The sequence below is a fragment of the Bacillus sp. 22190 genome (genome assembly GCF_052045575.1).
Lineage (GTDB): Bacteria > Bacillota > Bacilli > Bacillales > Bacillaceae > Bacillus > Bacillus altitudinis.
In genome coordinates this window covers 542,421-564,667 of the sequence record NZ_JBQEPF010000001.1, presented here as the reverse complement: position 1 = coordinate 564,667, position 22,247 = coordinate 542,421, and the positions used below count along the sequence as shown (strand labels likewise).

Below are 22,247 nucleotides of genomic sequence, written 5' to 3'. Positions count from 1 at the left end.
GGATATGAAGTACAATATCATCACAGATGCTCATGTCACGCCTGGCAATGTCCATGATTCCGTTCCGTATCTTGAACGATTGGATCACCAAATCGCACAATTTGGTTTTCAAGTAGACGCAGTTGCCCTTGATTCTGGTTATTTAACAACTCTAATCTGTAAAGGTTTATCTGATCGCGGTATTTTTGGTGTCATCACACATAGACGTTTCCATCCAACAAGAGGATTATTCGAGAAGTGGAAATTCCAGTATGATTTTGAACACGATCATTACATATGCCCGAATGGTGAAAAGCTTTTATATACCACCACTGATCGAAAAGGTTATAGGTTCTACAAATCAGATCCTAAAAAATGTACATCGTGTCCTTTCCTTGAAAACTGCACAAGATCTAAAAATCATCAAAAGGTCATCTCAAAACATGTGTGGGAGGAATATAAAGAAAAGATCAGCAAAATCGTCTGTCTGCCGCTGGAAAAGAGCTATATAAAAAAAGAAAAGAAAAAACAGAGCGAAGCTTTGCAGATTCAAAACAACTGCATGGGCTTCGCTACTGCCGGTTAAGGCGAATACAAAACGTGAGTGAGCAAGTGCTTCTCACAGCTGCCTGCCAGAACATGAAGAAGATTGTAGAAAAACATGAGTTTCTCTACAATCTGAGGCTGTTAAATCTAAATTTAACAGCCTGTTTTTATAATCTTTATCTAATCGTTTCAAAAAGTTCTTTCCATTCTTGAGCTAGTCTTTCTTCACTAAATCTCTCTACAATCTTAGTAGCCTCGCTCGACATAGCCTCTCTTTTGTCACTATTCAATAACAAATCAATAATTGCTTCAGATAATACTTCAATATTTCCTTTCTGCACAATTAAACCATCAAGTCCATTTTGTACAACATCCTTAGGTCCATATTTAAAATCATAAGAGATAGGCACACATCCCGCTGACATGCTTTCCATAAGAGATAGGCAGATACCTTCATAATCAGATGGGACAATAGAGATTGAAGATTGATAAAAAACATTGTAGACATCATCAGAAAAACCTTTTATAGTAACATAATTTTGTAAATTCAATTCATTAATTAAGGACCTTAAATATTCCTCTTGTGAACCTCTTCCATATAACTCAAGGCGAGCTTGAGGGACTTTTTTTATCACCCTCTGAAATGCTTTTATAACATGATCCTGATTTTTCATTTTTTCAAATCTCCCAACTGTGACAACTTTATAAGGATCACGAGTTATGTGTGATTTGTCAATAATTGGGGCGTGATGAGGAATAGCATAGTATTTTTTACTTTCACCAAATTCACGAATAATATCTTGTTTCTGTTCTTCAGTTAAGAATACAACACCACTATATTCATGGAGATGGTTAAAAAAGTCCCTTAAATCATTTCGAATTTCACTTCCAAAAGTATAGGGGGAACCTAGATGAGAACTATGTATTGTATAAATCACTTTTAAATTTGCAGTTTTATTTTCAAGACGCTGTAGTGGACGTCTATTAACTGCATACTCTGAAATTAAATATTGATATGAATTTGACATAGTTAAAACGTAGTTCTCTAACCAATACTCTACTAGATCAAGTTCATTTGAAAATTTCCCCTTTATACCTCCTAAATCATCAAACAAATGAATTTGAATTATTTTATTATTCTTTGGATTTTTTAATATACTTAGATAACATTTCCCTTTTTTATTTATATATGTGATTCTAGCTGGAGTGTTTGTTGAATAGTCCATATACTCAATCTTTCTAACATAACCTTTACTGTCATACCACTCTCTTTTCTCTCTTGTGAAATTAGGGAGTAGGTAATCAATAAATTTTAAATGCCCTTCCTCCGCATACCATTTAAATTTCAAATAAAGCCCATCTTTAAAACACCTATAAACATTATCTTTGTCAGCATCTTTTTCAGCTACCCACCCAAGCTCATCTGGACTATGTTTAATGACTGTCCGATTGTCTCTTTGACTGTCTCCAGCCAATTCATTATACATAAACCTAACTTTTGATTTAGGGTGTAATTTATTATGATCTTGTAAATAATTAATACTTTCATCATAGTCTATATACCAGTTATGGACGAGAATTTCGTTTTCAATATTATTTTTGGAAAAGACGTTACTTCTTCTAATGACAGAGGTAGCTAATCCGGTTGGTTTAGCTGGGATCCCTCCGAACATAAGCATATATACTTTATAATTCAAGCTATTCAACTCCTAATGTGTATACTAGACTTCTCGATCTCTTCAAATAAATCAATCCATTTATTTCCTATGTTGCTGGTTGAGAATCTCTTTACATTCTCACTTGCTTTTTCACCCATTTCTTTACGAATTAGTGGATTTTCAATTAAATAATTGATCGCTTCTGCTAATTGATCTATATTACCATTCTCTACAAGAATTCCATCATTATATGAATCTATTATTTCAGATGGACCTTTTGGGCAGTCGAAACTAACAACTGGAACGCCACATTGCATTGCTTCAATTATGACCATACCAAAGCCTTCATATCTTGAACTCAGAGCATAAATAGATGATTTTAATAATTCTTCTTGAATGTTATCAGTCGGGCCCATGAGATACACATGATTAAACAGTTCTTCTTTTATTAGTAATTCATTTAAATAAGCCTTGTCTTTCCCGACACCGAATATTTTCAATTTCCAATCTGGGTGTGTCCTAATTACTTGTTTAAATGATTGGATTAAAAGGTCAAAACCTTTCTGTTCGACTAGACGGCCGGCTGCTATAATTGTTTTAGAATCTAATGGTGACTTCAGTTCACCTATATCAGGAATTGAATTAGTTAGTTTTTTCACAACAAGTTTTGTATTTTTAAACATTTTCACATAATCAGCTGTATCATCATCAGTTAGGGTTAGTAAATAGTCTAGTTTAGGATAAAATTTCAGCATCGCTTGTTGCATATCTTTGGAGTAGATTGAAAAATTCAAATGCTCTTGACCGATTAATATAACCCCTTTATTTGCATACTTTGCAATAAATAGATTAAAGCTTGGTCGAGTAGATATCAAAACTCCATCTTTTATTGTTTTAATAAACGAATAGAGTTTAAAATCGGACATTAAAGAAAAAAAGTGGCGTGCCTCTTCTTCACGATGAATTAAGACAGGTCTCTTCTTAAGTAGAAAATTACCTATTTTAGTTTTAATATTTTTTCTTTGTCCATTCCAAGAAGTCACATCATGTAAGACCGTAATTTTAATTCTAGGATCAATATAGAAAAACTCTTTTCTTTGTCTCTTAAATAAAGAAATAATTTCAATATCTTCCCCTTTGTCTACAAGGTAATTTGCAGTATTTAAAACGGTTCTTACAGTCCCTCCCATACCAAATATATTCATAACTAGAAAGTATTTTTTCATTTTTCGCTCCTTCTGAAAACTTCTTCTATTACGAGTTTCGAGGAATTCCCATTATCAAAATTACAATATTTATTTTTAAATTGATCATATATATCTTTATATAAAAATTCTATTTGCTTAATGTTATGAATTGCCTTAAATAACTCCTGCTCTGTAGTAACTATTGGTCCAGGTGCATTTTCCCTGAAATTAAAATAAAACCCTCTTAAATCTGAGGAATACCTGACAATGTCGTAAGCAAAGAAAATAATTGGTTTGTTTGAGTTAGCAAAATCAAACATAACAGAAGAGTAATCGGTAATTAATATATCGGATATCAAATACAGATATTTAATATCATCATAATTTGAGACATTAATAACTAAACCCTCATACTTACTAATCTGAGCACGTAAAGCATCTCTATAATGGAGTCTTATTAATAAGACATACTCGTCCCCAAAATTTTCAATAAAACGCTCAATATCAAATTTGAATTGAAAAGGTTCTGTTTGTTTATTATTATGAAAATCATAATCTCTCCAGGTCGGAGCATATAGAATCACTTTTTTGTTTGACTTAATTCCTAATTTCGATTTGATATCAATGATTTTTTTGTTATTTTCTTGATAAAAAATATCATTTCTTGGATAACCAGATTCAATTATTTTATTTTTGTATTTGAAAGCACTCTTATATACTTCAGAAGTAAATGTATTAGGAGAAATAGCAAGATCCCACCTGCTATTTCTCTTCATTAAGTCATTCGAAGTGTTCTCTTTGTACGATGGCGAATTGGGACTTATATCAAATCCAAGTTTCTTTAACGGCGTACCATGCCAAGTCTGAATATGGTAAGTACCCTTCTTTTTTGTATATACGTCTGGGAAATTTCCATTATTTATAAAATATTTAGATCTCGCCAAATGATAAAAATACATTAAAGAACCAGGCTTTACAATAATAGTATTTTTATTAGAAGTGATTTCTTGTCTTCTATTATTCAACACCCAAATATATTTATATTTGTCACCTTCTGATTGAATCATTTCTTCATAAATGGCTCTTGGGTTACAAGAATAACTTTTCCCATGAAAACTTTGGAAAACTATCGCCCTTTTATTAATAGGTAAAATTTTATTGAAAATTTTATAAATAAATTTGTTGTTTAACAGTTTTGAAAAGACTGAGTTTCCTGCTCTTATTTTGTCCTCCATTGAAAAAACTTCTTTTTGTGGATCAATATTAAGTTGTACATCAATAAAAAAATCATTGAAAGAAATTTTTAATTTTACAAGATCGAAATGAATATTAGCCATCATTTCTTTTAACGTTTCTAAAGGTACCTCTTCACTCCTAAACTCAAGCAAATAATCTGTTGATGCTCTAGACTTTTCAGATAACTTTACATGTCCTTTTAACTGCACTCTTTCTTGTTTATATGGAAACTTGATAAAGAGAGAGGCTGGATATTGATCATCAAATACTTGCCCATCCGAAGGTCTATTAAAATGTAAAAGCCCCTTTATTAGTAGATTATTATGATCTATCATATACGATTGAATTGCTTTTTGAGTGGCCACTTTGCGAATTAATAGTGATAATTCGTTACTTAAAGTATAATATGGTTTAACAGATAATAATTCATCACTTTCGTCTTCTACCATACTTTGCGGGAGCGACACGATCGATTGTTTATTGATAATATCATCAAGTCGTTTAGCCACTCTAAAATTATCAACATTTGTTGCAACAAAAATATCCCAAATCCCCACACTTAACTTACTTGTTTTTATTAGTGATGCTAAGTCAATATGCAAAGTTTCTCTATTAATCGGTACTTCAACTATTTCTTTAGTTGAACGATTGATAAATAAAACATTATTAATACTAAACTCAACAGAATTAGAAGTTAATTCTCCAGCCAATCTCAAAAATCCATCCTTAAAATACACACTTTCTAATTCATAGTGATCTTTCACTTCCACTATCCTTAAGAAAAAATCATTATTATTCAATTCCCTTTCAATGAGATCGAAGCTAATGATATTATTTTCAAAATATACTGTTTTATTTGGTAAAATTGTATTACTATCCATTGTTATAAGGACTGTCTGCTTTTCTGATTTCATCAAAACTTCAGCATAAAAAGAGATTTTCTTAGGTGTTTTCATGGAATTTTTTATTTCCTCTAAATTAAGTTCAATCTCAAATTTATTAACCTCTTCAATTTTTGTCATGGTCACTTTTTTATTAAATAACGTACGGTTTTCTGAAGTCAAAATGATATTCAGCTCGTTTATCTGTTCTAATTCAATATTTTTTATAAGTCCTTCAAAAAGTAATATACTATTATTACTTTTAAAAGCTACCTTGTTTATTTGAAAATTAAATTCCAATTTAGAGATGCGAATCGATAAATTTTCTTTAATAGTGGAATAAAAGGTTATCTCTTGCTGTCTGATTCTATCCAAATAAGAATTCAATTCATATTTTGAAGTAATAGCATCATGTATTCTATATTCTTTTTTTTTAGAAACAACAAAAGCGTCCCAATATCCAAATTCTCTAAAATTTTCCTTATTCATAATATAAGTAATAACAATATTATCATTCTCTTGAATTTCTTTTGGTTCTGCTTTCACTTCTTGCTTTGTATATCTATTACGGAAAAGCAAAAGAAGTTGATTCATATTTAACTTCTCTCGCTTAATAGATTCATTAATCTTCACTTTTAATTCTATTAAATTTGTTTGACTAAGGTCAAAAGACTCCAAAGAGATCATTCTGGAGTTTTTAGGCTTCCACAATTTTTTAATAAACATTATTCGCACCTACTACTTGTTTTAATTTAAATAAACTATTAAAATCATTTCTTTTTTTAAATTCAAATAATTTCTGTCCAATCAAATATTGCTGCTTTTGTTTATGAAAATCTAAAAATTTCAAAGGTATTCGAAACAAGTTGGTTTCTCTCTCTATTTGAACATACATTTCTCTCCATTCGGAGAATTCATACTCTTTGGTCATTTCCGAATTAATGTTAAACTGGAAAAATCCATTGTTGCTCTCTACTTGGGGGCAAATGCTAAAAAATTCATTTTCACCTAACGAAGCTAATAAAGATATTCTCGTAACTTTATGTTCCTCTTGTTCTAAAGGTATTAGAATTGCTCCAGAGATAACGATGGTGTTATCAGTTTGTTCAATCGATGAGATGATAGCTTCTGTTTCCATCTTTATTATTAAAGAGAGTGTATTATATACTGTTCTAAATAATTTATAATTCAAACTTTCAAATTCAGCGTATTTATATTGATCGGAAAAGTTCTTATTATAAAGTTTAAGATTAATATCAATTTCTTTTTTCTCATCAGTAAACCTTATATAAAAATCATATATTTCTCGCATCTTTTCCTGTGACAAAAATACTTCTGGAATACTTGCATTCACTTTCCAATATAAATCAACATCTTGTTGTAAATTTAATTGTTTTACCAATACATCATCTTTGTATTTACCATAAGAATTTGGATGAGTTCTTTTTTTGAGGACTAAATATGTTTTAAAGGATGCTAAGTTAAGATTCTCCGAGACATTTAAGACCGCATTAAAAGTTTTATTCGTAAAATCTGACGCTTCCACTTTCACTAAATCCCCATTTTTCACTAACGACAAGCTTAACAAGTTGTCCGTTTCTCCACAAAATATTTCCATATTCAAAAACGGATTCACGTCAGATATAAATATGTGCTTAAAATTATCATAGTTATAAAGAGATTTCTTTTCACCATTATTTAAATCTAAAATACAAAAATAGTACTCACCTTCATCATAATGGTGCAAGAAGTCTATATCTAATAAACATTTTTTTTCATTTACACCTACGATACACGCCTTTAACTCTATCACCTTAGACTCATCACTTTTATTTATTAATATAATCTGATCTTTTTTTTCATCAAATTCTATATCTATTGTCTTAGAAGTCTTTGTATTCTTTATTTCAATTTCCAAGATTATTTCCCCCATAATATTTTAAAAACTGTAATCCTCTAGATAAAAGAGTTAAATTACTCCCATATTTGTTCACATAATACAATATTCTAGCACATTTACAAACAAAAGTTAACATGATTTGGATTTGAAAAATAGTTCGTTCTAATTAAATGATAAAAGACCTTTAGATCCCTGTTCAGGCTTCCAAAGGTCTTTTAATTTAATATAATAAATAATTAATTATTTTGCTTTCGGTGTCACCATTTCTTCTGGTTTCACAAACTCTTCAAACTGCTCTTCTGTTAATAGTTCTAATTGAAGGGCAGCTTCTTTTAGCGTTAATCCTTCTTTGTGCGCAAGCTTCGCAATTTTCGCTGCATTTTCATATCCGATGTGCGGGTTGAGTGCCGTCACAAGCATCAATGAATTGTTTAGGTTTTTCTCGATCGTTTCTAGGTTTGGTTCAATTCCAACGGCACACTTGTCATGGAATGAGTTCATACCGTCAGCAAGCAATTCAACTGACTGCAAGAAGTTATAGATGATGACCGGCTTAAATACGTTCAGCTCGAAGTTTCCTTGGCTTGCGGCAAAACCGATTGTTGCATCATTCCCCATGATTTGTGCGGCAATCATTGTTAAAGCTTCACTTTGAGTTGGGTTGACTTTTCCTGGCATAATGGAGCTGCCTGGCTCATTTTCAGGAATGATCAATTCACCAATTCCGCAGCGAGGACCACTTGCAAGCCATCTCACATCATTGGCAATTTTCATTAAGTCAGCTGCAAGTGCTTTAAGCGCACCGTGTGCATATGTGATTTCATCATGACTTGTCAGCGCATGGAATTTGTTTGGTGAAGAATTGAACGTTTGACCTGTTAACTGGCTGATTTCTTCTGCCACGTATTTACCAAACTCAGGATGTGCGTTAATTCCCGTACCAACAGCTGTTCCGCCAATGGCAAGTTCTCTCATTTTTTCAGTAGATTCTAAAATCATTTCTTTTGAACGATCAAGCATGTACACCCAGCCGCTAATCTCTTGGCCCACTGTAAGAGGTGTTGCATCTTGCAAATGCGTACGGCCAATTTTCACGATCTCTTGGTATGCTTTCGCTTTCTCATCAAGCGTCGCTCTTAACTGGTCAATTGCAGGCAATAGCTTTTTGTACACAGCTAAAACAGCTGCCACGTGCATAGCCGTTGGGAATGTATCATTTGAACTTTGGCTGCGGTTGACATCATCATTCGGGTGAATGCTGAATTCACTATTTTTATCTTTCAAGTAGGCAGTTGCTCTATTTGCAACGACTTCGTTCATGTTCATGTTACTTTGTGTTCCACTTCCTGTTTGCCATACAACAAGCGGGAAATGCTCGTCATACTTTCCACTGATGATGTCATCACATACAGCAGCAATCGCTTCTGCTTTTTCACTTTCTAAGTTGCCTAGACGTTCGTTCGCAATCGCTGTGCTACGTTTCAAAATTGCAAACGCATTCACAACTTCCTTTGGCATTTTCTCAGAACCGATTTTGAAATTTTCTTTGCTTCGTTGTGTTTGTGCACCCCAGAACTTGTCCTGTGGCACCTTGATTTCGCCCATTGTATCTTTTTCGATTCTAAATTCTGTCATTATGTATCCCTCCATAGCTTCATCACTCAACTCTATTCTATACAAAAAACGAAAATCCTTTAAGCGTTTTCAATTAAAATTTTATCTTTATTTTAATTTTAGTTCAATATAAACACGAACATCTTTGGAATATTTGTATTTTGGATTTGTTTTTCCGTAATCTTTTGACGTATAAGTCACCTCATAATGCTTGTCAAACGACTGTAGAATAAGGTCGATCTCCTCTTTTGTTCCTGCTAAACGAATTTGCGCCATCTTCTTTCCTCCAACACCGTGATTCTTTCATATACCACAAAATAATGTAACACAGAATATTGTTTTTTCAAGCAGGTAATGCTAAGAAAAAGAAATTGAGGCGGGTGATCCATTTGAATCAAACTCCATTGAAAGAGCACTTATACGATAATCTCTCTGTCATTCTCCCTCAGTTAAAGGACATGGATGATTTGATCCATGAGAAAAAAACATTGCCTCATGGACAGGTTGTCTACTATTTATACATTAAAGAAATGAACGAAGCGATGCAGATTCAAACCTTCTTAAAGCTGCTATTGCAAGATCATGCCTCTCTAACAAAAGAGAAGCTAGAATCCAATTTATCGATGATGACTACCCGTACGGTAAAAACCTCTGAAGAACTAGTAGATGCTATTTTTCAAGGACATTGTGTCGTACTGATTAATGGATTTCAGCACGCTTATATTTTAGAAACACATGGAACGAAGAAACGCAGTTTAGGAGATGCTACATCTGAAACCGTCGTAAGAGGACCAAAGATTGGTTTCATTGAAGATATCAACACGAACTTAGCTCTCGTCAGACAGCGTTTGAAAAACCCTGATCTCAAAACAGTAGACATGAAAATCGGCGAAAAGAAATACACTCAAGTATCGATCATGTACATTGATGGTATCGTTGAGCCCTCTGTTTTAAAAGAGGTAAAAAAACGCCTCAAACAAGTCACCATTGATGATATTCAAGACTCAGGCGTTCTTGAGGAGCTCATTGAAGACAATGTGTATTCTCCTTTTCCGCAAATTCAAAACACAGAACGGCCTGATAAAGTGGCATCTGCTTTAAACAATGGGCGCGTCGCCATCTTTGTCGATCATTCGCCTTTTATCTTAATTGTGCCTGCTTCCCTCGCGACGATTATGCAGTCACCTGATGATTATTATGAAAGATGGATCGCCGCCTCTCTTATTCGTTTGCTACGTTTTACGTCCATCTTTCTCACATTGTTTTTATCAGCCATTTATATTGCCCTTGTGTCCTTCCATCAAGGTCTTTTGCCCACAACTTTAGCTATTTCCATCTCAAGCACACGAGAGAATGTCCCCTTTCCTCCTATTGTGGAAGCACTCATCATGGAAATGACCATTGAGCTGCTGCGAGAGGCTGGGTTAAGGCTTCCTAATCCACTTGGACAAACAATCGGACTTGTGGGCGGTGTTGTCATTGGGCAGGCAGCCGTACAAGCCCATATCGTCAGCTCCATTATGGTCATTATTGTCAGCGTCATTGCACTTGCATCCTTTACCTTTCCTCAATATGGAATGGGGATATCATTTCGTGTCCTTCGCTTTGTGTCCATGTTTACTGCAGCTGCATTCGGTTTATATGGACTTGTCCTGTTTATGCTCGTCTTACTCACTCATTTGACAAGACAAAAAAGCTTTGGCACCCCATATTTTTCACCAGATTTTGTGTTCAGTTATAAAAATGAGGACAATTCCATCATCAGATTGCCTTTGAAAAATCAAAAGAAAGGGGAACGACATGGTCAATCATAAAGAGTCGATCACAAGCTATCAGGCAAGTGCCATTATCGCCAATACCACACTAGGTGCAAGTATGATGATTCTGCCAAGATCAATGGCTCAAGCTGCGCCTACACCTGACGGCTGGATTGCACTCTTACTCATGAGTGTGATATACATTGTGTTCATTTTTGTCAATGTGCTCATGATGAAAAAGGTCTCCTTTTCTTCCTACTATGACTATACAAAAGAAGGACTTGGGAAATGGATTGGCTCACTTGCCAACCTGTTGATTATTATTTACTTTCTCGGCGTTGCCAGCTATGAAGTACGAGCCATGTCTGAGATGGTGAAATTCTTTCTACTTCAAAACACACCGGTAGCCGTGACGATGATCAGCTTTATTTTGGTTGGTTTTTACCTTGTGATTGGGGGGATTGGAGATTTTGCCCGGCTGTGCCCTTTTTTTCTGATTGTCACACTCATCATCTTATTTGTAGCCTACGGACTTAGTGTACAAGAGTTTAAGCTCGATAACCTACGGCCAGTTTTAGGAGAGGGCATTTCCCCTGTTTTCAATTCCTTGAATGCTTCGGCCATTTCGTTTGTCGGCATTGAAATGATGCTTTTCATGCCTGCCTATATGAATACGCAAAAACACACTTTTGCATATGGCTCCATCGGCTTTTTGATTCCTGCGATCATCTATATTTTCACCTATATTCTTGTGGTTGGTGCGCTCACGGTGAAAGAAACGGCGACTCTGACGTGGCCGACCATTGCCTTATTTCAATCATTTGATATTCAGGGGATTTTTATTGAACGGATTGAATCCTTTTTGCTGATTGTTTGGCTTGTCCAGCTTTATACGAGCTTTGTAGGATATACGTTTTTTGCTACGATAGGAGTCATCAAATTGACTAAATTCCCTAAAAAAATCGCGCTCGCCTTGATGGGCATTGTGATCTTCTTTGCCGCTCTTTTCCCAAAAGATGTTGATACGGTCCGAGACTATTTAACCTACGTAAACAACTTGTTCTTTCTTCTATTTGGTATACTCCCGTTTCTTTTATTTATCATCGTATTTTTCAAAAGGAGGCGGAAAACAGCATGAAAAAGAAAGCGGTTCTTGCGCTCTTCTCACTGATTCTATTATGCGGGTGCTGGGATAGTACAAATATCGAGGAGCTCAACATGGCAATTGGATTTGCTGTAGATAAAGGAGATGACGGACATAAATTGAAGCTGTCTATGCAGGTGCTCGTTCCGCAAAAAATTGAGCAAGAATCAAGCGTGAAAGATCCGACGAAGATTATTGAGACAAGCGGTGATTCCATACACCAAATTTTTCGTACAACGGCCCTAAAAACACACCGCATTTTTGCTCAGCAGCTGAGGGTTTATTTGTTTTCTCAAGACCTTATCAATGAAAATAATTTCGATTTGGTCATCAATCAATTCATTCGGGACAATGAAACACGAAGAGGAAGCCTTGTCTTTATGGCCTCTGAGAAGCCTGGAGATATGCTGAAAATCAATGACGACGGCCAGCCTGCCGCTTCCACCTTATACGATATTTCTTCGAATACAAAAACGACCATTCGTATGTTCAAGCCCGTTTCCTTAGGAGATATTTCTTCTGCTATGCAAAACAACGTATCCTTTGCCATTCCGAAAGTCAGTGTCAGTCAGGGCAAATTAATGCTGGATGGTGCCTCGATTATTCAGAACAAACGATTTCTCACCAACATCTCTCCTTTAGCGGTGCAGTCCTACAACCTGCTGACTGGAGATGCAACAGGCGGAGTGATTGAATTCCAATATGAACATAGCATTTATTCTTTTGAGATCTTTAAAATCAAACACAACATTGACACCCATAAAACAGCCAGTGGCAAATATGAATTTGATGTGTCAGTGGAGCTTGATGGAAGATTGTCTGAGGATTGGAATGAACGGGAAAATTCATTTAATGAAAAATACCTCCAAGAAATTGAGAAAGTCGTGGCACATCGACTTGAGGAAAATGTAAAAGATTTTATCGGGGAATTACAGCATGAGATCAAAGCAGATATTTGTGGATTTTATCAAAAAGCGAGTATTGCCTATCCGAAGGAATTCCGAAAAGAAGCAAAACATTGGGATGACATTTTTAGTGAATCGGATATTCGTTACAAGGTAAATGTGAAAATCCGTGACTTCGGGACTAAGGGCGCAACACAATCCTAATAGAGTATGTTAAAATGGTAAGAAAAAAAGGGTGTCAATCATGAAACGAGCTTTACTTTCGGCCGGCATTCTATTTTTGATTCTAGGAATACTTCTGTTAGTCGTGGTATTCATGCAATCAAAAGAAGATTTCTTCATTGAAGCCGACAGCTTTTCAAGCACATTTTTGATCGTGATTTATTATGGACAAACCCCTGCGCTCCTTCTGATTGGAGGCGGTTTATTTGTTGGACTTTCACAGATCATTGATTTGCAAGAGAAAAAAGCAGCAGTGGCAAAGGAAAGCGTCAAGCTGCTTTCCGAGATGAAGAAAACCCTGGAAGACAAATCGGCCGAGGAGCAGGAGGCTTTTCCAGTTCCTGAGCTCCATCAACTATCCGAACGTCCAATCACAGGACAGAAGGACTAATTTTGCGCATGTTCCAGCAGCTTTCATTTGAAAGCTGTTTTTTTATTGAATCAGCTTATGGCGATGTGCATACACGGCTGCTTGTGTGCGGTCTTCTACATCAAGCTTGGAAAGAATGTTAGTAATATGCGTCTTGACTGTTTTGATGGTAATAAACAATTCCTCAGCAATGACCTTATTCGATTTTCCATCGGCAATCAGCTTTAATATTTCCATTTCTCTTGCGGTTAACGAATCGTGCAGAATGGACCCATTTGATGAATGGCGGAGTTTGTTCATGACCTTTCCAGCTACTTTTGATTCAAGTCTTGGTTCGCCGATACTCGCAGACCTGATGGCATCAGCGATTTCTCCTGCTTTCGATGTTTTTAAAAGATAGCTTAAAGCACCAGCCTCAATCACTGGATACACTTTATCATCATCAATAAAGCTCGTCAGTACAATAATCCGAGCATCCTCTATTTCTTGACAAATTCTTTTCGTTGCTTCGATGCCATCCATGCCTTCCATAACAAGGTCCATTAAAATCACGTCTGGCCTTAATTCAACCGCTAGCTCTACACCTTTTTGTCCATCTGACGCTTCACCGATGACTTCAATATCCGCCTGTGCCTCTAAAAAAGCAGCAAGACCCATTCTCACCATTTCGTGATCGTCAATTAAAAGCACTCGAATCATCGAACGTTCTCTCCTTTTCCTTCATCAAAAATGGGAACCTTCACATCAATTTGTGTGCCTTTTCCCTCAAATGACATAATCTCTGCGACACCGCCTACTTCACTTGTTCTTTCTCGTATCGATTCAAGTCCGTAGGAAGCAGTCTTCACATGATCTGTTTGAAAACCAATCCCGTTGTCGATAATTTTCAACTGAACTTGACGATTCCGAATAAGCAGACGTACTGTCACCTTTGTCGCCTTTGCATGCCTAAACACATTGGAAAGGGCTTCTTGAACAATTCGGAACAGATGGTCCTCCACCCCTTTAGACAGCGGAGCATCATCTTCTATTTCCCAATCAATATCAATTGGCTGCTTTGCCTGAAATTCATTGAGTAGCTCAATCAAGCCTTTTTTCAAGTCTTTTCCTTCAAGGGTGATCGGTCTTAAATGCAGAAGAAGTGCACGCATCTCATTTTGTGCATCGCCAGCCATTCGTTCCACAAGACGCATTTGCTTTAAAATCTTTTCATCCTTTTCCTTCATCCCTTCAAGAATCGCAGACGTCATCATCGAAATGGCGAATAGCTGCTGGCTGACTGCATCATGCAGCTCACGCGCTAGACGCTGACGCTCTTCTGAGACAACCGATTTTTTCATTTGAACCTGCCATTCAGCTCGCTCATTTGAGAGCTTTTGTAAGGAGGCTACTTGCCCTTCCACTCGTTTCGCCATTTCATTTAATTGATCTGCCGCCAAACCAATTTCATCATCACCTAGAGAAGGCAGTCTATAGGCAAAATTCCCATTTTCAAACTTCAAAATCGACTCTACAAGCTGATCCAGCCGCTTCTTATGCTGATAGCCAAACACATGCCCCGCTGATACACCAATGGCGAGACTAATAATGAGCAAAATACAAAAAAACGGGATGCCGAACCACCGCGTAGACAGCAAAATCATGGGATCAAGCTGATAATAAAAAAACATCGGGAGTGTCGTCATGATGACAACACCAAGCGAGATACCGACTGCAAGACGAACAGATTGCCACTGGATGCCTAAATGCAGTTTCCTCATAAGTACCTCACATCCACATCCCCAATCAGGAGAGAAATGGAGATTTTCACTTTTCGCTTGCTCTCATCATAATCATTTGTCATGACATACACTTTACTGCCGAACCCACTTCTTTTTTCATCAATGATTTTCATATCACCAATTGCAGCCGAAGCACTCACACATACTTCAATATCCTGAGGTACATAAATATCGACATCTCCAATGAGCCCACTAATGACGATCGTGCTCTCTTCCTCAGCAATAATCGCCTTTGATAAGTCGATTTTGACATCGCCAATAAAACCTGAAATGGTCAAATCACTTAATTGAAATGGTTTTTTCATCAGCCTGACTTCACCGATAAAGAAATCATGTTCTTTGCGCGGCTTTGCCTGGCTTTTTGTTTTCTTCTGATCGCCCTCTTTTTCAAGATTGACTTTCAGTGAAGGCTTTCCATCGTCTGATGAATCCTTTTTATCGACATCAAAAACAGGTTTGTTTTTCAATAAACGATAGCCCGCATAGATCAAAAAGGCAGCAAATAAATACCCAGTCAAACTAAACGTGATATTTAGTAGAAATTTCAAGAAGAGAAAGCCTGCAAAAATATAGGAAACCGAACCGAGCCAACGTTTAGATCGAGAGTGCAGCCAATAACCAAATAGAGCAAAAAACACTGGCCAAAATAGGTCTGCCCCAATCCCAATAATTTTGAGAAAAAGATTAATACCAAAAATCACCACAATGATGCCTAAAATTTGATTTCTAGAAAAACGCAGTTGACTCGCCTCCTTCCTTTTTTCGTTTGTTTACCGCAATTTTAAGTTTCCGCTTGTCATCTCAATATCGACTAAGTGTGTCCCTTTCCCATGCGTGCCTGTAAAACCTCGGCCTTCACTATCCGCTTGGTCAAAATCATACGAATGATCAATACGTCCACTCGTTTTTTTCACTTGAACTTTGAAATCTCCCTCATCTGGCAAGTTCAATTTCGCACTGCCTGATGTCATGTGAAAGTCGACTGGTGAATCAATTGTATCAAAGCTTGCTGTCAGCCTGCCGCTTGTCATGCCTAATTGCAGCTTTCCTTTTACATCTTGAATATCAGCACGACCAGAAGTGGCACCAATATCACTTTCCTTCGCATCAATATGAGACACTGAGAGTCTGCCAGAAGTCGCCTTGATTTCCACTCGATTTGCTGAGAAGTTTTCAGCTGTGAGATTTCCGCTCGTTGATTTGAGCGTCACATCTTGAAGAGACAGCTTTCCTTCGCCATTTACTTCGCTCACGCCGATTCCACCTGTTATTTTCACATCTTTATGATAATCTGTTGGAATTTTGACTAAGAGTTCTCCTTTTTCAAATGCAGAGAAAAACAAAAATCCTTTATTTTCAGCACGGACTTTGAATGTTCCGCCTGTTTGTTCCGCATACATTTTCCCTTTTCCATTCACAACCATCACAGAAATATCCGAACGATCTTCCGGCTTCACCTTGATGCGAAATCCAGAAAGAGAGATATCTAATTGTTCAACCTCATCCTTTTTCGCTGAAGCTGTTGTGACCGCTTTATCACGAGAAAAGCTCAAATGAAAGAGATCTCCATTTTTGAAAAGCATCCCAATCATCAAAAAAACACCAACAAGTATACAAATTAGACCAATGAACCGTTTCATTTATATCATCCCTTTATCCTTTGACCTTTTTATTATAAGGAAAAGCGAAACAGAAAGAAATCAAATAACGGAAGAAAAATCCTGTTTTTCTTCCGATTTGACACATTTCCATTAGTTTGCCGGCTGTTTCTCAGGCTGCTTTGATCGTTGAAGCTTTTGCCATTCCTTTTCAACCTCATCAGCGTAATCAAGATGAGCATAAGCACCCTGATCGGCAAATTGTGCATAACTACCCGCTTTTGTCTCCATTTCCTCTATACGGTTCTCCATGCGTAGAAATTCTTTATAAGCACTTTCACTATCAATTTTATTCATAGATTCATTCATATGCTGCTTTGCCTGTGCGGCATTGGCTCTTGCAATCAGCGCTTGCTTCTTGTCTTTAACATCACGCAGTTTTGTTTCTAGATGCTGCAACTGTTCTTTCAGCTCTTTCAGCTGTTTAACAGATTGCTGATAGGCATCTTGATATTCATTGTGCTTTTCTTCAAAATACTTCATTTCAGTCAGTGCTTTCCGTGCAAGTTCTTCTTCTCCTGCCTGAAACGCCAGCTCCGCCTGTTTCTTTCGCTTATCAGCAAATGCTTCTGTCTCTTCTGCTTTTCTCAAGAAACCTTGCTGAATGGTTTGCTGTTTGATAATCGCATGTTTCGCTTTGGCAATATCGTCCTCCATATCACGAACATATTGATTCAGCATGACACGCGGATTCTCCAATTTATCTAAACCTTCATTGACTGTTGCAACAAACATATCACGTACTCTTCTTAATACCATTTCATATTCCTCCTTTTATTTTTTCTTTAAAAAGTCTTCCCATTCTTGATCAAATGACGTGTGCATGGGTTCTTCCATGTTCGGTGCCGTGTTTGGCTCCATATAGGATGATCTACCTGATGATTCCTTTGCAGATTCACCATTAATCATCTTCCAGCCAAAGTAGAGAAGTACTCCAGCAAATGCGATTCCGAGTAAAAATGGCAGCGACTGTGCGACGAGCAATACACCGATAATAGTGAGTATGACCCCAGTTGTTTTACTGCCTTTATCATATTTTTTGACACCTACATAAATGAGCCACGCCCCAATCAAAGTCGGGATCAGCCCGCCCAATGAACCACCAAAGAAGATGGATAAACCGATAAACATCAGGATTGAACCGATGATGGTTTTACTTGTGATTTTCATCTTCATGCCTCCTTTCTTGCTCCTTGCTTTCACTATAGTCAAAAAAGGAAGCTGGCAAAACGTGTCGTAGATTGATCTTTGATTGCGACCAGAGTCGTAACATGGCTCAGACTGAGCGGTTGAATCTATAGAAAAAGCACTCTTCGACTAGAAGAGTGCTCAGATTATTGACAAAGCGCTAAAATGAACTTGATTTTAGCCCTTTGTCTTCTTTTCAGTGTAATAGAAGACCTTTGCAGTCTAGGAAGAACAGTTACTTTTGCGGAGCGAATTGGACATCCGTGAGCACCGGCACGCAGGACTGACAAAGAATGCGAGGGTTTGTCTACACGCTGAACACTCTTCGACTAGAAGAGTGCTTTTCCTCATTTAGAACGAAACACGTCTGCACTTCGTTCATATTCAACATCCGCTTCACCGAGCCGATGATTCACAATACGGGCGACAGCAAATAAATAGTCGGATAGACGGTTCACATATATGAGCGTAACTGCTGGAATTTCCTCCTGCTTTGCGAGTGTCACAATATGCCGCTCGGCTCTCCTGACGACTGTTCGCGCTACATGTAAGAGGGCAGCACCTTCCTGGCCGCCAGGTAAAATAAATTTAGTCAGCGGTGCGGCTTCTTCTACATACACGTCCATTCGCTTTTCAAGGACTGTGACAGATTCTTCTTTTAACTTGCCTTCTTTCGGTGGTTTCACCGCTGCCAAATCACCGCCGCAGTCAAACAGCTCATGCTGAATGACCATCAGCTCAGATAGAATATCTTGAAACAATTCGCCATGCTGCCTTAAGTTTGCATGGGCTAGTCCAATCAAACTATTCGCCTCATCTAATGTACCGTACGCTTCTACTCTTGCGTCATCTTTATCAGCCCGCCCGCCAATCAAGCCTGTTTGACCTTGATCTCCGGTTTTTGTATAAAGTTTCATTGAGGTTCCCCCTTATCCATTGCTTGTTCCTTTTAGTATACCCTGAAGTGGAAAAGATGTATTTGTTTTATTATGAAACACTTTTATTCAAAACCTCTTCATTCCCACTTTATTTGTTGAATGATGAAACATCACATTTTATAATAAATGAAAGCGCTTTTTAATTATGACAGATGGGTGGGATGATAGATGACTTTACAAAACAAAGTAGCAATCATTACAGGTGCAAGCAGAGGGATTGGCCGCGCCATTGCGGAGGCATTTGTCTCTGAAGGAGCTAAAGTGGTGCTGAACGGAACGAATGAAGTGCTATTGCAAGACGTTTGCTCCTCTCTGAATAAAGAAGAGACACGCGCTGTTTCTGTCGTTGGTGATGCTAGTTTACCAGCGACAGCTGCCTCCCTCGTTGAGAAGGCAAAAAACCATTTCGGACAGATTGATATATTGGTCAACAATGCTGGAATCAATTTGCGGAAATCAACAGTCGATACATCTGTTGATGAATGGAAAAGACTAATTGATATTAATTTGACGGGTACGTTTCTCATGTGTCAAGCAGTCATTCCTGACATGATCAAACAGCAAGGCGGGAAGATTGTCAACATGAGTTCAACTACTGGCAAAACCCCTCATCACAATGCATCACCTGCTTACGGCGTTTCAAAGGCAGGTATCAATTACTTAACGATGCATCTTGCCAAAGAATTAGCAGCACATCACATTCATGTAAATGCTGTCTGTCCTGGGCCAATTGAGACAGACATGAGCAAACAGTGGAGTGATGAATACCGTAGATCTGTTTTAGAAAGAATTCCTCTGAAAACAATTGGAACACCGCAGCAAGTCGCAAACGCCGTCACCTTTTTAGCCTCTGATCAGTCAGATTTCATCACAGGGGAAACCATCAATATGAATGGCGGAACGTATATGAACTAAAGAAAGAGCCTCCATTGGAAGGCTCTTTCACTTTTACTATCGGTTCTCTCTCGTACCAGAAAGCATGATTGCCTGCCGAATGGCTTCTTCCATACTCGCAGAATCAGCCTTTCCTGTTCCTGCAATATCAAATGCTGTCCCATGATCGACACTTGTACGGATTATAGGCAATCCAACTGTAATATTAACGCCTGATTCTAAGCCAAGCACCTTGATTGGTCCATGCCCTTGATCATGATACATCGCCACAACGATATCAAAGTCGCCTCTTGTCGCCCTAAAGAACAGTGTATCAGCTGGTAGCGGGCCAAATACTTGAACCCCTTCATCCTGTGCTCGTTCTACTGCTGGAATGATCTTCTCCTCTTCTTCTCCGTTTCCAAACAGACCATTCTCCCCGGCATGCGGATTAATCCCGCACACAGCAATTCTAGGTGCAGGGATACCAGACCGAACGAGGGTATCATGAGCCAGTTTAATCGTTGTGTATACACGCTCAGGATTGATTTTTAAGATGGCATCCATTAATCCGATATGTGTCGTCACATGCACCACTTTTAAATTAGGAGCTGCCAGCATCATGGCATAATCGTCCGTACCTGTCAGGTCAGCTAAAATTTCTGTATGCCCTGGATACATATGACCAGCCTTATGAAGTGCTTCCTTGTTTAACGGTGCTGTACAAATGCCGTCAATTCTACGGTCATTCGCAAGTGTAATGGCTTTTTCAAGATATCGAAAAGCGGCATTCCCTGCTTCTTTTGAAATCTCTCCTACTGGAATATCGCTTGTTAATAGATGAAGATCAAGACAAGGAACGGCACCAGCTTTTACTTGTTCCGCCTCCTCCGGTTCTTTAATACTGACAATCTCCACATGTGTATTCACAAAATCTTTCGCCCTATTTAATATATGGGTGTCTCCAATGACAAATAGAACGGCTTCTTCATGTAAACGGCTTTGCTGGAAGGCTTTTAAAATAATTTCAGGACCAACCCCAGAAGCATCTCCCATCGTTACAGCAATGATTGGTTTTGCCATTCGTCTACCCCCTCTATGTTTTTCAACACTTCAACCGCATGGAGCACAGAATCTTTTTGACCATATGCCCCTGCTTTTGTGACCGCATATACACTCGTATCAACGAGCCGCCCAAGCGGGATGCCGGGTTCAATTTCTTTCAACAGCTGAATCCCGCCTGCTCCAAGCTCATGGCATATCGCACGCGCCGTATCTCCACCAGTTAAAAAAAGGCGTTTCACCCCTGTTAATTCAACAATGTCTTTTGTGATCTTACCAAGACAGACAGATAAGGTACTTCCTACTTCTTGTCTTGTCATGCCATTCGCTTCACCGTATGCCAACATCTGTTCAACCATTTCTCGCCTTGCGTCTGTATAAAGGAGAATATCTTCATCCTGACGAATGAGCAGCTGATCCATGACTGATTTCCTTTCCCATGCTTCACGGCCGTTTAATACATTCAACGGGTTCACTTTCACCTCGAGACAATCGTGCTTTTCTCTTAAAAAAGCAAACTGCTCATTTGTTTTTTGAGAAGCACTTCCTGAAACGATGAGAACAGATTCATGCTTTTTGGCATGAGAAAGATTGCGGTGTTTCGCAACATAGGATGATAATGCGCCAGCGAGTCCGGCTGACCCGACCCAAAGCACTCTTTGATTGATCTTCATAAACAAATCAACGATCTGTGTTAAATCATTGTTCGTTTCTGCATCACACACAAACCATTGATGACCATGTTTTAATAAAGATGAAACGTCATGACTCGTTTCGTTTAGCTCTGAATAGACCGCTTGCTTCGAAAGATGTTTTGGCTTGATGTTTGTCTGCTCGTCAATTAAGTCTGAAATACTGGATGTCAGGACAGGCGTTTTTGGGTCCTTCGCTGCTTCTGATAGATGAACAGGCACACCCTCCACATAATGAATCCCATAGGCCGTAGATCTATTCGCATCGGGGTAAGCAGGGGCAATGACTGCCGCATCAAACCGGCCAAGATCCATTAGTGCCTGAAGCTCTATTCCTATATTTCCTCTTAACGTTGAATCTATTTTTTTAAAGAAAAGGTGTGAATCCCCTTGTAGAAACGGCTGAACCATTTGACTGACCTCATTATACGCTCTTTCAGAAGACATACTTCGCGAGTCTGTATCGACAATCAGTACATCTTCCTCCTTGTACCGGCTCATATCCTCAAATGACGGCTGGAACAGCACAGAGGCTTTTAAACCGGCCTTCACAAATTGAACACCTGTATCACTTGCGCCTGTTAAATCATCAGCCACAATGATCACCTTTTGCTCTAAGTTCGCTCCTTTTTTTAATAGATCGTTTGTCATTTAGA

The 22,247-nt window shown here is 37.9% G+C and carries 20 protein-coding genes and 1 pseudogene; 6 read left to right on the top strand and 15 right to left on the bottom strand.

The features are described 5' to 3' along the window. The first annotated feature begins 4 nt into the window (after positions 1 to 4). Positions 5 to 738: pseudogene (locus ACTJKA_RS02810) on the top strand (transposase). Here the strand turns inward: ACTJKA_RS02810 and ACTJKA_RS02805 are convergent. The 6 genes from ACTJKA_RS02805 to ACTJKA_RS02780 all read right to left on the bottom strand — a co-directional run bounded on the left by ACTJKA_RS02805 (position 702) and on the right by ACTJKA_RS02780 (position 9,277). Beyond that, positions 702 to 2,222, bottom strand: a complete 1,521-nt coding sequence (locus tag ACTJKA_RS02805; RefSeq protein ID WP_171465755.1) for a glycosyltransferase — start codon at positions 2,220 to 2,222, stop codon at positions 702 to 704. The pseudogene ACTJKA_RS02810 and the gene ACTJKA_RS02805 sit on opposite strands and share 37 nt — an antisense overlap. A gap of 5 nt (positions 2,223 to 2,227) precedes the next feature. Then, complete coding sequence (locus ACTJKA_RS02800) at positions 2,228 to 3,409, bottom strand: glycosyltransferase family 4 protein (protein ID WP_268358400.1); 1,182 nt, start codon at positions 3,407 to 3,409, stop codon at positions 2,228 to 2,230. Then, positions 3,406 to 6,213, bottom strand: a complete 2,808-nt coding sequence (locus ACTJKA_RS02795) for a CDP-glycerol glycerophosphotransferase family protein (protein WP_171465757.1) — start codon at positions 6,211 to 6,213, stop codon at positions 3,406 to 3,408. Before ACTJKA_RS02795 ends, ACTJKA_RS02800 begins: the two co-directional genes overlap by 4 nt. Beyond that, positions 6,203 to 7,405, bottom strand: a complete 1,203-nt coding sequence (locus ACTJKA_RS02790; protein WP_171465758.1) for a hypothetical protein — start codon at positions 7,403 to 7,405, stop codon at positions 6,203 to 6,205. The genes ACTJKA_RS02795 and ACTJKA_RS02790 overlap by 11 nt, the downstream gene beginning before the upstream one ends. Positions 7,406 to 7,627: 222 nt before the next feature. Continuing rightward, on the bottom strand, positions 7,628 to 9,022 hold the full coding sequence (gene fumC, locus ACTJKA_RS02785; protein WP_017359275.1) for a class II fumarate hydratase: 1,395 nt from the start codon (positions 9,020 to 9,022) through the stop codon (positions 7,628 to 7,630). Positions 9,023 to 9,109: 87 nt separating this feature from the next. Further along, a complete protein-coding gene (locus ACTJKA_RS02780; RefSeq protein ID WP_017359274.1) occupies positions 9,110 to 9,277 on the bottom strand; it encodes a YvzF family protein in 168 nt (55 codons plus the stop codon). A gap of 113 nt (positions 9,278 to 9,390) precedes the next feature. On the opposite strand from ACTJKA_RS02780, the gene ACTJKA_RS02775 reads away from it, so the two are divergent. The 4 genes from ACTJKA_RS02775 to ACTJKA_RS02760 are packed head-to-tail and all read left to right on the top strand — an operon-like array spanning position 9,391 to position 13,420. Then, positions 9,391 to 10,815 (top strand): spore germination protein, encoded by a 1,425-nt coding sequence (locus ACTJKA_RS02775; protein ID WP_335350309.1) that lies wholly within the window; start codon positions 9,391 to 9,393, stop codon positions 10,813 to 10,815. Further along, on the top strand, positions 10,802 to 11,896 hold the full coding sequence (locus tag ACTJKA_RS02770; protein ID WP_008347081.1) for a GerAB/ArcD/ProY family transporter: 1,095 nt from the start codon (positions 10,802 to 10,804) through the stop codon (positions 11,894 to 11,896). Before ACTJKA_RS02775 ends, ACTJKA_RS02770 begins: the two co-directional genes overlap by 14 nt. Then, complete coding sequence (locus ACTJKA_RS02765) at positions 11,893 to 13,011, top strand: Ger(x)C family spore germination protein (protein WP_008347083.1); 1,119 nt, start codon at positions 11,893 to 11,895, stop codon at positions 13,009 to 13,011. Before ACTJKA_RS02770 ends, ACTJKA_RS02765 begins: the two co-directional genes overlap by 4 nt. A gap of 40 nt (positions 13,012 to 13,051) precedes the next feature. After that, positions 13,052 to 13,420 carry a hypothetical protein gene (locus ACTJKA_RS02760; protein ID WP_007500307.1) on the top strand — a complete coding sequence of 123 codons (369 nt, stop codon included), beginning with the start codon at positions 13,052 to 13,054 and terminating at the stop codon, positions 13,418 to 13,420. A gap of 42 nt (positions 13,421 to 13,462) precedes the next feature. Here ACTJKA_RS02760 and ACTJKA_RS02755 read toward each other — a convergent pair whose 3' ends face one another. From ACTJKA_RS02755 to ACTJKA_RS02725, 7 genes are all read right to left on the bottom strand, one after another. Then, positions 13,463 to 14,098 (bottom strand): response regulator, encoded by a 636-nt coding sequence (locus ACTJKA_RS02755; RefSeq protein ID WP_041115722.1) that lies wholly within the window; start codon positions 14,096 to 14,098, stop codon positions 13,463 to 13,465. Continuing rightward, positions 14,095 to 15,159, bottom strand: a complete 1,065-nt coding sequence (gene liaS, locus ACTJKA_RS02750; RefSeq protein ID WP_007500303.1) for a two-component system sensor histidine kinase LiaS — start codon at positions 15,157 to 15,159, stop codon at positions 14,095 to 14,097. Before liaS ends, ACTJKA_RS02755 begins: the two co-directional genes overlap by 4 nt. Beyond that, on the bottom strand, positions 15,156 to 15,920 hold the full coding sequence (gene liaF / locus ACTJKA_RS02745) for a cell wall-active antibiotics response protein LiaF (protein WP_035389364.1): 765 nt from the start codon (positions 15,918 to 15,920) through the stop codon (positions 15,156 to 15,158). Before liaF ends, liaS begins: the two co-directional genes overlap by 4 nt. 30 nt (positions 15,921 to 15,950) lie before the next feature. Beyond that, positions 15,951 to 16,820, bottom strand: a complete 870-nt coding sequence (gene liaG / locus ACTJKA_RS02740; RefSeq protein WP_007500299.1) for a LiaG family protein — start codon at positions 16,818 to 16,820, stop codon at positions 15,951 to 15,953. A 111-nt stretch (positions 16,821 to 16,931) separates the two neighbouring features. Beyond that, the gene (gene liaH / locus ACTJKA_RS02735) at positions 16,932 to 17,597 is read right to left on the bottom strand and encodes a stress responsive protein LiaH (protein ID WP_019744035.1); all 666 of its coding nucleotides are present in this window, start codon (positions 17,595 to 17,597) and stop codon (positions 16,932 to 16,934) included. 15 nt (positions 17,598 to 17,612) lie between these two features. Then, positions 17,613 to 18,008, bottom strand: a complete 396-nt coding sequence (locus ACTJKA_RS02730; protein ID WP_019744034.1) for a membrane protein — start codon at positions 18,006 to 18,008, stop codon at positions 17,613 to 17,615. 365 nt (positions 18,009 to 18,373) lie between these two features. Then, on the bottom strand, positions 18,374 to 18,943 hold the full coding sequence (locus tag ACTJKA_RS02725) for a cob(I)yrinic acid a,c-diamide adenosyltransferase (RefSeq protein WP_017359267.1): 570 nt from the start codon (positions 18,941 to 18,943) through the stop codon (positions 18,374 to 18,376). Positions 18,944 to 19,132: 189 nt separating this feature from the next. Here ACTJKA_RS02725 and ACTJKA_RS02720 point away from each other — a divergent pair, with 189 nt between their 5' ends. Next, entirely contained in the window at positions 19,133 to 19,879 is a 747-nt protein-coding gene (locus tag ACTJKA_RS02720; protein WP_048002142.1) for an SDR family NAD(P)-dependent oxidoreductase, read from the top strand. 36 nt (positions 19,880 to 19,915) lie between these two features. On the opposite strand, the gene pdxA is transcribed toward ACTJKA_RS02720, so the two are convergent. Together pdxA and ACTJKA_RS02710 are read right to left on the bottom strand one after the other, a co-directional pair. Next, positions 19,916 to 20,920: a 4-hydroxythreonine-4-phosphate dehydrogenase PdxA gene (gene pdxA, locus ACTJKA_RS02715; RefSeq protein ID WP_035389369.1), complete on the bottom strand. Its 1,005-nt coding sequence runs from the start codon at positions 20,918 to 20,920 to the stop codon at positions 19,916 to 19,918. Continuing rightward, positions 20,896 to 22,242: a four-carbon acid sugar kinase family protein gene (locus tag ACTJKA_RS02710; protein ID WP_440607615.1), complete on the bottom strand. Its 1,347-nt coding sequence runs from the start codon at positions 22,240 to 22,242 to the stop codon at positions 20,896 to 20,898. Before ACTJKA_RS02710 ends, pdxA begins: the two co-directional genes overlap by 25 nt. Between the last annotated feature and the right edge of the window lie 5 nt (positions 22,243 to 22,247).

Bases quoted from the DNA above. Each gene is read 5' to 3' on its own strand.
- ACTJKA_RS02730 (WP_019744034.1), bottom strand. From the start codon at position 18,008: ATGAAAATCACAAGTAAAACCATCATCGGTTCAATCCTGATGTTTATC.
- ACTJKA_RS02725 (WP_017359267.1), bottom strand. From the start codon at position 18,943: ATGAAACTTTATACAAAAACCGGAGATCAAGGTCAAACAGGCTTGATT.
- ACTJKA_RS02795 (WP_171465757.1), bottom strand. From the start codon at position 6,213: ATGTTTATTAAAAAATTGTGGAAGCCTAAAAACTCCAGAATGATCTCT.
- liaS (WP_007500303.1), bottom strand. From the start codon at position 15,159: ATGAGGAAACTGCATTTAGGCATCCAGTGGCAATCTGTTCGTCTTGCA.
- ACTJKA_RS02780 (WP_017359274.1), bottom strand. From the start codon at position 9,277: ATGGCGCAAATTCGTTTAGCAGGAACAAAAGAGGAGATCGACCTTATT.
- ACTJKA_RS02710 (WP_440607615.1), bottom strand. From the start codon at position 22,242: ATGACAAACGATCTATTAAAAAAAGGAGCGAACTTAGAGCAAAAGGTG.
- fumC (WP_017359275.1), bottom strand. From the start codon at position 9,022: ATGACAGAATTTAGAATCGAAAAAGATACAATGGGCGAAATCAAGGTG.
- ACTJKA_RS02770 (WP_008347081.1), top strand. From the start codon at position 10,802: ATGGTCAATCATAAAGAGTCGATCACAAGCTATCAGGCAAGTGCCATT.
- ACTJKA_RS02755 (WP_041115722.1), bottom strand. From the start codon at position 14,098: ATGATTCGAGTGCTTTTAATTGACGATCACGAAATGGTGAGAATGGGT.
- ACTJKA_RS02765 (WP_008347083.1), top strand. From the start codon at position 11,893: ATGAAAAAGAAAGCGGTTCTTGCGCTCTTCTCACTGATTCTATTATGC.
- pdxA (WP_035389369.1), bottom strand. From the start codon at position 20,920: ATGGCAAAACCAATCATTGCTGTAACGATGGGAGATGCTTCTGGGGTT.
- ACTJKA_RS02760 (WP_007500307.1), top strand. From the start codon at position 13,052: ATGAAACGAGCTTTACTTTCGGCCGGCATTCTATTTTTGATTCTAGGA.
- liaG (WP_007500299.1), bottom strand. From the start codon at position 16,820: ATGAAACGGTTCATTGGTCTAATTTGTATACTTGTTGGTGTTTTTTTG.
- liaH (WP_019744035.1), bottom strand. From the start codon at position 17,597: ATGGTATTAAGAAGAGTACGTGATATGTTTGTTGCAACAGTCAATGAA.
- ACTJKA_RS02720 (WP_048002142.1), top strand. From the start codon at position 19,133: ATGACTTTACAAAACAAAGTAGCAATCATTACAGGTGCAAGCAGAGGG.
- ACTJKA_RS02800 (WP_268358400.1), bottom strand. From the start codon at position 3,409: ATGAAAAAATACTTTCTAGTTATGAATATATTTGGTATGGGAGGGACT.